At 71.1% G+C, this 12,973-nt stretch carries 11 protein-coding genes; 7 read left to right on the forward strand and 4 right to left on the reverse strand.

Annotated features, from left to right (window positions below; genetic code table 11):
• Window positions 1-232: 232 nt before the first annotated feature.
• Together msrA and B116_RS0104155 are read right to left on the reverse strand one after the other, a co-directional pair.
• The gene (gene msrA, locus B116_RS0104150; protein WP_018721130.1) at window positions 233-895 is read right to left on the reverse strand and encodes a peptide-methionine (S)-S-oxide reductase MsrA; all 663 of its coding nucleotides are present in this window, start codon (window positions 893-895) and stop codon (window positions 233-235) included.
• A 74-nt stretch (window positions 896-969) separates the two neighbouring features.
• Window positions 970-1,380: an HIT family protein gene (locus B116_RS0104155; protein WP_018721129.1), complete on the reverse strand. Its 411-nt coding sequence runs from the start codon at window positions 1,378-1,380 to the stop codon at window positions 970-972.
• 173 nt (window positions 1,381-1,553) lie between these two features.
• Between B116_RS0104155 and B116_RS0104160 the strand changes: the two genes are divergently transcribed.
• The 3 genes from B116_RS0104160 (at window position 1,554) to ilvA (ending at window position 5,429) form a co-directional block, all read left to right on the forward strand.
• Entirely contained in the window at window positions 1,554-2,696 is a 1,143-nt protein-coding gene (locus B116_RS0104160) for a cystathionine gamma-synthase (protein ID WP_018721128.1), read from the forward strand.
• Window positions 2,697-2,713: 17 nt separating this feature from the next.
• Window positions 2,714-4,123 carry an amidase gene (locus B116_RS0104165; protein ID WP_027659292.1) on the forward strand — a complete coding sequence of 470 codons (1,410 nt, stop codon included), beginning with the start codon at window positions 2,714-2,716 and terminating at the stop codon, window positions 4,121-4,123.
• 85 nt (window positions 4,124-4,208) lie between these two features.
• Entirely contained in the window at window positions 4,209-5,429 is a 1,221-nt protein-coding gene (ilvA, locus tag B116_RS0104170; RefSeq protein ID WP_018721126.1) for a threonine ammonia-lyase, read from the forward strand.
• 96 nt (window positions 5,430-5,525) lie between these two features.
• Here ilvA and greA read toward each other — a convergent pair whose 3' ends face one another.
• Together greA and B116_RS0104180 are read right to left on the reverse strand one after the other, a co-directional pair.
• On the reverse strand, window positions 5,526-6,023 hold the full coding sequence (greA, locus tag B116_RS0104175) for a transcription elongation factor GreA (protein ID WP_011904834.1): 498 nt from the start codon (window positions 6,021-6,023) through the stop codon (window positions 5,526-5,528).
• Window positions 6,024-6,149: 126 nt separating this feature from the next.
• Window positions 6,150-6,584, reverse strand: coding sequence for a DUF4307 domain-containing protein (locus B116_RS0104180; protein WP_018721125.1), 435 nt, complete (start codon window positions 6,582-6,584; stop codon window positions 6,150-6,152).
• 297 nt (window positions 6,585-6,881) lie between these two features.
• On the opposite strand from B116_RS0104180, the gene mca reads away from it, so the two are divergent.
• The 4 genes from mca to B116_RS0104200 all read left to right on the forward strand — a co-directional run bounded on the left by mca (window position 6,882) and on the right by B116_RS0104200 (window position 12,935).
• A complete protein-coding gene (gene mca, locus B116_RS0104185) occupies window positions 6,882-7,724 on the forward strand; it encodes a mycothiol conjugate amidase Mca (RefSeq protein ID WP_033667279.1) in 843 nt (280 codons plus the stop codon).
• Between the two features lie 83 nt (window positions 7,725-7,807).
• Window positions 7,808-8,098: a hypothetical protein gene (locus B116_RS0104190; RefSeq protein ID WP_018721123.1), complete on the forward strand. Its 291-nt coding sequence runs from the start codon at window positions 7,808-7,810 to the stop codon at window positions 8,096-8,098.
• Between the two features lie 186 nt (window positions 8,099-8,284).
• Window positions 8,285-10,810, forward strand: a complete 2,526-nt coding sequence (locus B116_RS0104195) for a putative bifunctional diguanylate cyclase/phosphodiesterase (protein ID WP_027659294.1) — start codon at window positions 8,285-8,287, stop codon at window positions 10,808-10,810.
• 25 nt (window positions 10,811-10,835) lie between these two features.
• The gene (locus B116_RS0104200) at window positions 10,836-12,935 is read left to right on the forward strand and encodes a thioredoxin domain-containing protein (RefSeq protein ID WP_027659295.1); all 2,100 of its coding nucleotides are present in this window, start codon (window positions 10,836-10,838) and stop codon (window positions 12,933-12,935) included.
• The last annotated feature ends 38 nt before the right edge of the window (window positions 12,936-12,973 follow it).

Raw genomic sequence — 12,973 nt, forward strand, 5'->3', positions numbered from 1 at the left:
CAGAGGATATTGCGATTAGCCTGTTGAGACCATGACGGTCGTGTAAAAGGGTTGCTAGAATTCCCGTCCTTCATTGCACAGAGTGACGGTTCGTGGGGGTGAGGGTGGCAGTTCGTGTCACGCGTGGTCACTCTGCGAGGATCTGCCGCCGTCACCCGATGTGATGATCGACCCATTTATGGAATGTGATGTGTGGCGGGCGAGTCGCCGGCCAAGCAACTCGCCCACCGGATCAGTCGGCGGTACGGGCGACACCAACCGGACAGCTCAGCCCATTGGGCCCGTGGTTGCAGTAGCCGCCGGGGTTCTTGGTCGGAGCGAGGTACTGCTGGTGATCTCCCTCGGCCAGGTAGTACTCGCCGAGGGGGCTGATCTCCGTGGTGATCTCGCCCTTGCCGGCGCGGGCCACAACCGGTGCGAACGCGTCGCGGGACGCCAGCGCGGCGGTCAGCTGCTCGTCGGTGGTGGTGTAGATCGCCGACCGGTACTGGGTGCCCACGTCGTTGCCCTGCCGCATGCCCTGGGTCGGGTCGTGGTTCTCCCAGAAGACCTTCAACAGGTCCTCGAATGTGATCTTCGTCGGGTCGTAGCCGACCTGGACGACCTCCGCGTGTCCGGTCCGGCCGGAGCAGACCTCGTCGTACGACGGATTCGGCGTGTAGCCGCCCGCGTAGCCAACCGAGGTGGTGAACACGCCGGGCAGCGTCCAGAACAGCCGCTCGGCTCCCCAGAAACAACCCATCCCGAAGACGGCGACCTCGGTACCCGCGGGGAACGGGCCCGTCAGCGAGGTGCCCAACACCTCGTGCGGGTCGGTGACCGGCGTGGCGACCGGGCGGCCTGGCAGGGCCTCCTCCGGGGTGATCAGCTGGGCCTTCGTACGGCGCAGGAACACGGTGGGACTCCTCTCATACCCTTCCCCGACTGCAACGCCGGCGGGCCCCGCTTCCTTACCCGCGACGACCGCGCTCAGGCGCGGCCCGGCAGCGCCGCGCGGATCCGGTCGGCGTGGCGGGCCGCCTCAGCGTCGTCCCGGTAGCGAGTGCGGGGCCAGAAGAAGCCGCGCAGCCCGTCGCCCTTCGTCCGCGGCACCACATGGGTGTGCAGGTGCGGAACCGATTGCGACACCTTGTTGTTCATCGCCACGAACGTGCCACCCGCACCCAGCCCGGCCTCGACCCCGACGGCGAGTCGGCGGACCAACCCGAAGTAGCCCGGCAGTGTCTCCGCCGGCAGGTCCGCCAGCGTGACCAGGTGGGGACGCGGCACCACGAGCAGGTGCCCCTTGAAAACCGGCCGGGTGTCCAGGAAGGCCACCCCGTCCGGCTCGTCCACGACCCGAAACGCCGGCACCTCGCCCGCCACGATCCCGCAGAACACGCATCCGCTCATCCCCCGGCAGGGTAGTCCAGACCGGTCCCGCCCCGCCGGCACCGGCACACCCGTTGGTGGCGGGCTCTGCCACCGGCACACCCGCTGGTGGTGGGCTCCGCCGCCGGATCCGCCGACGGTTACCCGCGCCCGTGAGACCGGGCCCGACTAACGTTCCGGTCATGAGTAACGGCTTCGAGACGCTCGCCATCCACGCCGGCCAGGCCCCGGAGGCCCGCACCGGTGCGGTGATTCCCCCGATTTACCAGACCAGCACGTACGCGCAGGACGCGGTCGGCGCGCCGCGCCAGGGCTACGAATACAGCCGTTCCGGCAACCCGACCCGGGACGCCCTGCAGGAGTGCCTGGCCGCGCTGGAAGGCGGCGCGGTCGGTCTCGCCTTCGCCAGTGGCCTCGCCGCCGAGGACACGCTGCTGCGGGCGGTCTGCACCCCCGGCGACCACGTGGTCATCCCGGACGACGCCTACGGCGGCACCTATCGGCTCTTCGCCCGGGTCACCGAGCGCTGGGGCCTGGCCTACACCCCGGCCCGGGTCTCCGACCCCGACGCGGTGCGGGCCGCAATTCGGCCGGGCCAGACGAAGATCGTCTGGGTGGAGACCCCCACCAACCCGTTGCTCGGCATCGCCGACATCGCCGCCCTTGCGGCGATCGCCCACGAGGCGGGTGCGTTGCTCGTGGTGGACAACACCTTCGCCTCCCCGTACCTGCAGCAGCCGATCACGTTCGGCGCCGATGTCGTCGTGCACTCGACGACCAAGTACATCGGTGGACACTCCGACGTGGTCGGTGGTGCGCTGGTCGTTGCCGACCCCGAGCTCGGTGCCGAGCTGGGCTATCACCAGAACGCCATGGGTGCGATCAACGGGCCGTTCGACGCCTGGCTCACCCTGCGCGGCATCAAGACCCTCGGCGTACGAATGGATCGCCACTGCGACAACGCCGAGCGGATCGCCACCTTCTTGGACGGGCACCCGGCGGTCGCCTCGGTCAGCTACCCCGGCCTGCCCACCCACCCCGGGTACGAGGTGGCCGTGAAGCAGATGCGTCGCTTCGGCGGGATGATCTCCTTCCGTGCGGTCGGCGGCGAGGAGCAGGCCGTGCAGATCTGTAACCGGGCGAAGCTGTTCGTGCTCGCCGAGTCGCTCGGTGGGGTGGAGTCCCTGATCGAGCATCCAGGTCGGATGACACACGCCGGTGCGGCCGGCTCGCCGCTTGAAGTTCCCGGCGATCTCGTGCGACTGTCTGTCGGCATTGAGACGGTAGACGACCTGCTGGCTGATCTGGAGCAGGCGCTGGGCTGAACGCGGGGCTGGGGAGGGTGGCCGTGCAGGACATCGTGCCGACCTGGGTGGGGGCGACCGCCAAGCAGATCGCTCGCGGCGTACGTCGCGGCGACATCTCCGCCACCCAGGTCGTCGCCGACCATCTCGACCACGTCGCCCGGGTCGACCCCGACCTGGCCGCGTTCCGACGGATTCGGGCCGGTGCGGCGGTCACCGAGGCGGAGAAGGTCGACGAGTTGGAGGACCTGGCTGACCTTCCCCTGGCCGGGGTGCCGGTGGCGGTCAAGGAGAACACCGCCGTCGCCGGGCTGCCCACCTGGAACGGCTCGGCCGCTGCCCGGACCCCGGTGGCGGAGGCCGACCACGAGGTGGTCCGGCGGCTGCGTGGTGCGGGCGCGGTGATTCTCGGTGTCACCCGGATGCCGGAGCTGGGTCTGTGGGGGGTGACCGACGACTCGACCGCGGTGACCCGAAACCCGTGGGACCCCGGCCGTACCCCCGGCGGCTCGTCCGGGGGTTCGGCCGCGGCGGTGGCCGCGGGGCTGGTGCCGATCGCCCACGCCAACGATGGGCTCGGGTCGATCCGGATCCCGGCGGCCTGCTGCGGTCTGGTCGGCCTCAAGCCCGGACGCGGGGTGGTGCCCTGCCAACTCGGCGCGGACGACTGGTTCGGCCTCACCGAGCACGGGGTGCTGACTACCACCGTCGCCGACGCGGCGGTCGGCTTTCAGACGCTCGCCGGCCGCCGGCAGGAGAAGCTTGTCCCGCCGACCCGGCTCCGGGTCGGTGTGTCCCTGCGCTCCCCGGTACGGGGCGTCTCGCCGGATGCGCCGAACCGGGACGCGGTCGCCGCCGCCGGCCGACTGCTCGCCGCCGCCGGGCACGACACCGTGCCCGCGGACCCGAGCTACTCGACGGCACTCGGCCTGCAGGGCCTCGCCACCTGGTTCGCCGCGGCTGCCGCGGATGTCCAGGCAGCCGACCTGGACCGGCGGAGCCTACAAAAGCGCAACCGCCAGCACGTCCGGATCGGGGAGTGGGTGCAGCGCCGGGGGTACGTACGCCCGGACGACCGGGCGGCCTGGCGGGAGCGTTCGATCGGATTGTTCACCGACCACTCGATCGATCTGCTGCTCACCCCAGCCCTGGCGAGCCTCCCGCCGGCGGCGATCAGCTGGTCGGCTCGTTCCTGGCGGGCGAACGTACTGGCCAACCTCCGCTACGCCCCGTACTTCGCGCCGTGGAATCTGGCCGGACTGCCCGCGCTGGTGGTGCCGGTGGGCCGCCGCCCGGACGGGCTGCCGGTGGCGGTCCAACTGGTCGGTCCGCCCGGCTCCGAGCTTTTGCTGCTCGGGGTGGCCGGCCAGTTCGAGATGCAGGCACCCTGGGCCCGGCACGCCAATGGCTATCCCCGGGGCGGGACGCCTTCGCCGGCCGCGGGGTGACCCGCCGCCGGTCCCACCACAACGGCGAGGACCGGTGGCGGTGGCCAGGCCCGGCGCTGGTCGGCAATGGTGGCACCATCAGGGCATGACGAAATTGGTCAGCCTGGACGACGTACGGGCCGCACGGGAGCTACTTGCTGGTGTCGTTCGTACCACCCCATTGGAACCGTCCCGTCCCCTCAGCGCGGCGCTCGGTGGGCCGGTGTGGCTCAAGTGCGAGCACCTTCAGCGGGCCGGCTCGTACAAGGTGCGGGGGGCAATCGTCCGGATCTCCCGGCTGTCGGCGGCGGAGCGCGCAGACGGTGTGGTCGCGGCCAGCGCCGGCAACCACGCCCAGGGCGTGGCACTCGCCGCCGGCCTGGTCGGCACGCACGCCACCGTGTTCATGCCGGTGAACGCACCCTTGCCGAAGGTGGAGGCCACCAAGGGGTACGGCGCGCAGGTCGAACTTGTCGGTAACACGATTGACGAGTCGCTGGTGGCCGCGCAGACCTACGCCGAGCGCACCGGGGCGACGCTGATCCACCCGTTCGACCACAACGATGTGATCGCGGGGCAGGGGACGGTGGCGCTGGAGATCCTCGAACAGTGCCCGGAGGTCCGCACGATCGTCACCGGGGTGGGGGGCGGCGGACTGGTCTCCGGCGTCGCGGTCGCGGTGAAGGCACTGCGCCCAGATGTGCGTGTCATCGGGGTGCAGGCGGCCAGCGCCGCCGCCTTCCCGCCCTCGCTGGCCGCGGGTGAGCCGGTGCGGCTGCCGTCGTTCGGCACGATCGCGGACGGAATCGCCGTCGGCTGCCCCGGCGAGCTGACCTTCCGGCATGTCCACGCGTTGGTCGATGAGGTCGTAACCGTGCGCGAGGAGGAGATCTCCCGCGCGCTGTTGATGTTGCTGGAGCGGGGCAAGCAGGTGGTCGAGCCGGCCGGTGCGGTGGGGGCGGCGGCGCTGCTGGCCGGCGCGGTTGACGTCGAGGCGCCGGTGGTGACGGTGCTCTCCGGTGGCAACATTGATCCGCTGCTGATGCTGCGAGTGATCGAGCATGGGCTTGCGGCGGCCGGGCGCTACCTGCGGGTCACCGTCCGCTGCTCGGATCGACCGGGCCAGCTCGCCCTGTTGCTCAACGAGATCGCCGAGCAGCGGGCGAACGTCGTGGATGTCGAGCACCAACGTGCCAACCCGCACCTGCGGCTTGGCGAGGTCGAGGTGGCGCTGTCGGTGGAGACCCGCGGCACCGAACATTCGGACACGCTGATCAGTGTGCTGCGGGCCAGCGGCTACCAGGTGGTCTTCGCCGGCGAGGCGTGAGGCCGCCGGCCCGGGCCCCGCGGGACCCGAAACGCCGACGTGCCGGTGGCCATGGGGCCACCGGCACGTCGGGACGGATGGGTTCAGCCGCTGCGGTTAGCCGCCGAAGGGCTCGAAGGCGACCACGGTGACCTTGATGTCCGCGCCGCTGGGTGCGGTGTAGGTGCAGGTCTGGCCCGGGCGGCAGCCCAAGATCGCCTGCCCGATGGCGGACTCGGGACTGTAGACCGTCAGGTCCGTGGTCGACGAGATCTCGCGGGAACCGAGCAGGAAGCGCTCGGTGTCATCCTTATCGTCATCGAAGTAGATCGTCACTACCATGCCGGGTGCGACCGTGTCGGCGGTCGGCGCCTCGCCCACCTGAGCGGTGCGCAGCAGCTCCTTCAGGTAGACGATCCGTCCTTCGGCCTTGCCCTGTTCCTCGCGAGCGGCGTGATAACCACCGTTCTCCCGCAGGTCGCCCTCCTCGCGCCGGGCGTTGATCTCGGCGGCGATGACCGGCCGATTGGCGATCAACCCGTCGAGTTCCGCCTGGAGACGGTCGTGCGCCTCCTGGGACAGCCAGGTGGCCGGCGCCTCATTGCCAGTGGACACAGGCGATCTCCTCAGTCGTGCTGGCGGCAGGTGAAATTCCAAGTTACCAGTGCCCGCCGACGTCGTCGGCCCGACGATCAACGTCCGGCCCCGCCCGCGTCGCCCCGCCTCGGCTGTCGGGGCAGGTCAGGCCGGGGGACGACAGCGAAGTATCTCGCCGATGAAAGGGCGTCCCTCGGTCACCAGGCGGTGCTGCGCCTGTACCTGTCGTTCGTCCGGCTGGGCGGTCACCGTGACCTGCTCCCGGGCCACCTCGGCGCCGTCCCGGTCCCGGGCCCGCAGCACACAGACCGCGGACCCACCCGGAGGTACGGTGACCCGGAAGTCGATCAACACCTGCGAGTCGGTGATGTCGGTGTAGGTGACCACGGTTGCGTCGTACTCCACGCCGCCGTACTGCTGGTAGAGCCGGACCACGATCGTGCCGAGGGCTGCCACCAGGGCCAGCCCCACCAGCGCGGTCAGTACCGGACGGCGGCGGCGGGATTCCCGCCGACGGCCGTACCGGCCGGGTGGGAAAACCGGCGCGCCGGCTAAATGTGTGGCGTGCGTCTCGCTCACCGGCGGGCATCTCCTGGCGTCGTTGTCGGAAGCATCAGCAAGAATGGTTTGGTAAGAGTGACAGTTTCATTCTCCCAGCCGTCCGGGCACGTTAAGCATCGCGGGCACGTCCGGCATCGCGGGAACTCCAGCAGCGCGCCGCAAGCATCGCAGGTCAGCGCCGGTGGAGTGCCCAGGGGTGCGGGGGTGCGCGGTGGGCAGGGCGACGGTGGGGGGCTGTTCCATAGTCGGGCGGCCTGGGTAGGACCGCCGGGGCAGAGATGAGGAGCGCCGACGTTGGCAGAGCGACTGCGACTCATGGCCGTCCACGCACACCCGGACGACGAGTCGAGCAAGGGCGCCGCGACCACCGCGAAGTACGTAGCCGAGGGGGTGGACGTCCTGGTTGTGACGTGCACCGGCGGCGAGCGGGGGAGCGTGCTGAACCCGAAGATGGACCGGCCCGACGTCTGGGCCAACATCGCTGACATCCGCCGTGCCGAGATGGACGCCGCGCGGGCCATTCTCGGTATCGAGCAGGCCTGGCTCGGCTTCGTGGACTCGGGTCTGCCCGAGGGGGATCCGCTGCCGCCGTTGCCTGAGGGCTGCTTCGCCCTGCAGGACGTGGCCGATGCCGCCGGCCCGCTGGTGCGGCTGATGCGTGAGTTCCGTCCGCACGTGGTCACCACCTACGACGAGGAAGGCGGTTACCCCCACCCCGACCACATCATGACTCACAAGATCAGCATGGCGGCCTTCGATGCCGCCGGTGACCCTGAGCGCTACCCCGACCTCGGCGAGGCCTGGCAGCCGCTCAAGCTCTATTACGACATCGGCTTCTCCAAGGGCAAGATCCTGGCGCTGCACGAGGCGCTGCTCGCCGCCGGCAACGAGTCGCCCTACGGGGAGTGGCTTAAGCGCTGGGAGGGACGGCCGGACAAGGGGCCCCGGATCACCACTCGGGTCGGCTGCGCCGAGTACTTCCCGGTCCGCGACGACGCGTTGCGTGCCCACGCGACCCAGATCGACCCAGACGGATTCTGGTTCCAGGTGCCGATGGAGCTGCAGCAGCGCGCCTGGCCCACGGAGGATTTCCAACTCGTCCGGTCCCTGGTTGACAGCCCGCTGCCCGAGTCGGACCTCTTCGCCGGTGTCGCCTAGCCGGCGTACGCCCCAGAGGGGGTCCATCGGCCCTGCTCCGGGGGCGTACTAGGCTGGTCACCACTCGCGTAACGGAGGACGTCATGCTGACCGCCGCTGAGGTGCTCGCCCAAAACAACTTCGGGAACACCCGCACGGGCGGGCTGGCCGGCCCGATGGGCCTGTTCCTGATCCTCGTGCTGGCGATCGCCACCGTTCTGTTGATTCGCAACATGAACGCCCGACTGCGCCGACTGCCCAACCAGTTTCCGTCCGCCTCCGGCTCCGTTGCATCCGATGCTGGCCAGGTAGCCGTGGCCGACAGTGAGGTGACCGGCGGCACCCAGGCGCGGGATTCATCGCTGAAATCCGGCACCGGGCCCCAGCAGCCCTGAACGGGTCTTGACCGCATGATTTACGACTATCGGCGCCCTAGCCCCCTGTTGCGGTAACCGGTATTGGCCTAGCCTTCCCGCCGGGGACGGAAAGTTTCGTCGGCCTGGGTAGGAGGGGGCGCCGATGACCAGCACAGCTGCGGCTGCCCGCCGTACGGCCGTGGAGCTCGAGGCCGGAGCGGGGCGGTGACCTCCGCTCCGCCCGGCCAATCGCGGGCTGTTCCCCCCGACCGGTCGAAGTGGGCCCTCGTGTTCACGGCGGCAGTGCTGGCCACGGCCCTGGCCGCAGCCGTGGCGGCGGTCATCGCGCCGAGCGGTCTGCCCAGCGACGACCCGCTTGGTGGCCCCGCGCGCTTCGGAATCGCGGTCGCCCTGTTCGCGTTCGCGCAGCTCGCCCGACTCCAGTTCCGGGCTGCGGCCGGAGCGGTGAGCCTCACCTGGGGTGAGGCCGCGCTCGTCATCTGCCTCCACCAGGTGCCCGCTGGCTGGATTCCGGCGGCCACCCTCCTCGGCGTCAGCCTGGCCTGGTCCGGGATGTCGCTGCTCGGCACCCACCGGCCGCCGTTGGAGATCGCCCGGATCGCCGCCTCGCTGACCGTGGCGACGGCATCGGCCGGGTTCGTCACCACCCTGCTGGATCGGCCACTGCTGGCGGCGCCAACCCCACCGCTCGCGCTCGCGATGGTCGCGGGCGCGGTCACCTACCTGCTCGTCAGTGTCGGGCTCGGCGCGGTCACCGTCAACCTGCACCACGGCGCCCCGATCGGTGCCCTGCTGGGGGAGGCGCTGCGCGGCAAACTGATGACGTTCGTCGGGAACGTTGTGGTGGGTCTGGTCGTGGTCGCTCTCATCGAGGTGGACCCCCGTTGGTTGCTGATCCTCCCGCTGCCGCTCTGGCTGCTCCAGCAGACCTACCGCCACCGGCTCCGTGCCGACCGGGAACGACGTGCCTGGCGCGCCTTTGCCGAGGCGACCGCCGCGCTCAATCACCGCGACGAGCGGGGTATGGCGACGGCGGCGGTGAGCGGCGCGCTGAGTTTGTTCCAGGCCGAGCTGGTCACCTTGGAGGTCGCCGGCGGCGACGGTCGATGGCATCGGTACCGGGGTCACGCCGCCGGTCAGCTCTCCACCCGGGAGATTGGCGGCCCCGACGCGACCGATGGGGACGAACGTGAGCTGGTTCGGCTGCTCACCGTTGGGACCGCCACGGGCGGCCAACTCCGCGTCCGGTTCCCCCGGGCGGCGCCGCCAACCGACCGGGACCGTGACGTCTTCGCGGCGTACGGCGATGCCCTCGCTGTCGCTCTGCACGACGCGGCGAGCCATCGGGAGTTGCGCAAGGTGGCCGCCTGCTCCGTGCAGGATGCGGTGAGTGACGCGCTGACCGGCCTGGCTAACCGGACGGCCATGCTCAGCAAGGGAGACCAGGTGCTGCGGCGGCTGGCCCGGGACCGGCCGGTGGCGTTGCTGCTGCTGGACATCAACCGGTTCAAGGAGGTCAACGACACGCTCGGGCATGCGGCCGGTGACCAGCTGCTCCAGCTGACCGCCGACCGGCTGGGCGGGTTGGCCCGCGGCGGGGACCTGCTGGGCCGGCTCGGCGGCGACGAGTTCGCCCTCCTGCTGACCTCGGTGCCAGTGCTCGGAGACAGTGCCACCCCAATGGCGTACACGCTGCGCCAGGCCCGGGAGATCACCGAACGGCTCGCCGCCCCCACCGAGGTGGCGGGGGTCCGGATGTCCGTGGAGGCCGCCGTCGGGGTGGTGGTCGCCGGCGCCGGCACCGCCGACATGGCGGAGCTGCTGCGCCGGGCGGACATCGCGATGTACCAGGCGAAGGAGGGCAGCGGCTGCGTCGCCGCGTACGACTCCGCGCGGGACGCCACCAGTACCGACCGGCTCGCTCTCCTCGCCGAGCTGCGCGAGGCGTTGGCCGCCGACGACCAGTTGGTGCTGGTCCTGCAACCGGCGGTGGACCTGGCCACCGGGGCGCCGACCGGGGTAGAGGCGCTGATCCGCTGGCGGCATCCCCGACGCGGTTGGCTGAACCCGCATGAGTTCATCCGTCCGGTGGAGAACAGCGAGCAGCTGGGCACCTTCACCCGGTACGTGCTGGACAAGGCGCTCGGCGTGGCAGCGCAGTGGGCCCGGGACGGGCTGGACCTGCCGATCTCGGTGAACCTCTCCGCCCGCAGCCTGCTCGACCGGCGGCTGCCGACCGAGATCGCGGACGCGCTGCGCCGCCACCGGGTGCCGGCGCGCCGCCTCGTCCTGGAGATCACCGAGACGGTGATGATGAGTGAGCTGGAAGTGATCGACGAGGTGCTTGGTGCGCTGCGCACGATGGGCGTGCAGTTGGCCGTTGACGATTTCGGCACCGGGTTCTCGTCGTTGACCTTCCTCACCCGGGTTGCCGTGGACGAGTTGAAGGTGGACCGCTCCTTCGTGCTCCGGATGGCCGACTCGCCGGAGGCGGCGGCGATCGTGCGGACGACGGTGGGGCTCGGCCAGCAGCTGGGGCTACGGGTGGTCGCCGAGGGGGTGGAGACCGCCGAGCAGCGCAGCGCGCTGGCCGAGCTCGGCTGTACGGCCGCCCAGGGCTACCACTTCTTCAAACCCATGCCGGCCGACAAGATCGGTGCGGTTCTCGGCGGTCTGGTCAACGAGGCACGCCCCCGGGTTGTTCACCTCCGGGCCGATGGCGCCTCCTGACCGCCCGCGCCGATAGGGTCGTCCCGTGAACCGACTCGCCGACGCCACCAGCCCGTACCTGCTCCAGCACCAGGACAACCCGGTCGACTGGTGGCCGTGGTGCGCGGAGGCGTTCGCCGAGGCCCGCCGGCGGGACGTCCCGATTCTGATCTCGGTCGGTTACGCCGCCTGCCACTGGTGTCACGTCATGGCGCACGAATCCTTCGCCGACGAGCAGGTGGCCGCGCTGCTGAACGCGGGCTTCGTGGCGATCAAAGTAGACCGGGAGGAGCGCCCGGACGTTGACGCCGTCTACATGACCGCGACCCAGGCCATGACCGGGCAAGGCGGCTGGCCCATGACCGTCTTCGCCGCCCCGGACGGAACCCCGTTCTTCTGCGGCACCTACTTCCCGAAGCCCAACTTCCTCCGCCTGCTCCAGTCGGTCACCACCGCCTGGCGGGACCAGCGCGACGCCGTGCTCCAGCAGGGTGCCGCGGTCGTCGAGGCGATCGGCGGTGCCCAGGCGGTCGGGGGCCCGTCCGCCCCGTTCACCGCCGACCTGCTCGACGCCGCCGCCGACCGGCTCGGCGAGGAGTACGACGAGACGAACGGTGGGTTCGGCGGGGCGCCGAAGTTCCCGCCACACCTGAACCTGCTCTTCCTGCTGCGACAGTACCAGCGCACCGGCGACCAGCGGAGCTTGGAGATCGTCCGACACACCGCGGAGGCGATGGCCCGGGGCGGCCTGTACGACCAACTCGCCGGCGGCTTCGCCCGCTACAGCGTGGACGGACAGTGGGCGGTGCCGCACTTCGAGAAGATGCTCTATGACAACGCCCTGATGCTGCGGGTCTATACCCACCTGTGGCGGCTGACCGGTGACCCGATGGCCCGCCGCGTGGCCCGGGACACGGCCCGCTTCCTCGCCGATGAGTTGCATCGGCCGGGCGAGGGGTTTGCCTCCGCGCTGGACGCCGACGCCGCCGGCGTCGAGGGCCTGACCTACGTCTGGACCCCGGCCCAGCTCGTCGCGGCCCTGGGCGAGCAGGACGGCCGGTGGGCCGCCGACCTGTTCGCGGTTACCGAGCAGGGCTCGTTCACCCCCCACGCCGCCGCGCCGGCCGGGGCGGCCCGGAGCGGGGCGGAAGCCGCCGAGCAGTCGGCCAGCGTGCTTCGGCTGGCCCGGGACGTTGACGATGCGACGCCGGAGGTGCGGGCCCGCTGGCAGGAGGTCGCGCACCGGTTGCTGATGGTCCGCGACACCCGTCCGCAGCCAGCCCGCGACGACAAGGTGGTCGCCGCCTGGAATGGGCTCGCGATCACCGCGATCGCCGAGTTCCAGCAGGTCGTAGCCAGCTTCGCGGGGGATGCTCCGGGGCCGGACGCCAGTCTGATGGAGGGCGTGACAATCGTCGCCGACGGCGCCATGCGGGACGCCGCCGAGCACCTGGCGAGGGTGCACCTCGTGGCCGGGCGGCTGCGGCGTACCTCGCGGGACGGCCGGGTCGGGGAGGCCGCCGGAGTCCTGGAGGATTACGGCTGCGTGGCCGAGGCGTTCTGTGCGATGCACCAGCTGACCGGCGAGGGGCAGTGGCTGACCTTGGCGGGGCAGCTCCTCGACGTGGCGCTGGAGCGGTTCGCCGCACCGCAGGGCAGCTTCTTCGACACCGCTGATGACGCGGAGCGTCTGGTCAGCCGGCCCGCGGACCCCACCGACAACGCCACCCCGTCCGGCCGGTCGGCGATCGTCGCCGCGTTGGTCGCGTACGCGGCGTTGACCGGCGAGACCCGTTACCGGGCGGCGGCGGAGACGGCGCTGGCCACCGTGGCGCCGATCGTCGCCGCACACGCCCGCTTCACCGGGTACGCGGCCAGCGCTGGTGAGGCGCTGCTCGCCGGTCCGTACGAGATCGTGGTGGCGACTCCCGATCCGGCCGGTGAGCCGTTGGTGCACGCGGCGCACCGGCACGCCCCGCCGGGCGCCGTGGTGGTGGCGGGCCGGCCGGACCAGCCCGGGGTGCCGCTGCTCGCCGGCCGAAAGCTGGTCAACGGGCAGGCCACCGCGTACGTCTGTCGGGGCTTTGTCTGCGATCGGCCGGTAACCGGAGTTGACGACCTGGTGGCGCAGCTGACCGGCCGGTAGGCGGGGGCTGGCCCGGGTGGCGGGCTGGCTCCGCTGGC

It is taken from the genome of Salinispora fenicalii (genome assembly GCF_000514815.1).
Classification (GTDB): Bacteria; Actinomycetota; Actinomycetes; order Mycobacteriales; family Micromonosporaceae; genus Micromonospora; species Micromonospora fenicalii.

What these genes read in the sequence shown, in the direction of transcription:
- B116_RS0104190 (WP_018721123.1), top strand. Translation starts at nt 7,808, where the DNA reads ATGCTGACCGCCGCTGAGGTGCTCGCCCAAAACAACTTCGGGAACACC.
- mca (WP_033667279.1), top strand. Translation starts at nt 6,882, where the DNA reads ATGGCCGTCCACGCACACCCGGACGACGAGTCGAGCAAGGGCGCCGCG.
- B116_RS0104160 (WP_018721128.1), top strand. Translation starts at nt 1,554, where the DNA reads ATGAGTAACGGCTTCGAGACGCTCGCCATCCACGCCGGCCAGGCCCCG.
- ilvA (WP_018721126.1), top strand. Translation starts at nt 4,209, where the DNA reads ATGACGAAATTGGTCAGCCTGGACGACGTACGGGCCGCACGGGAGCTA.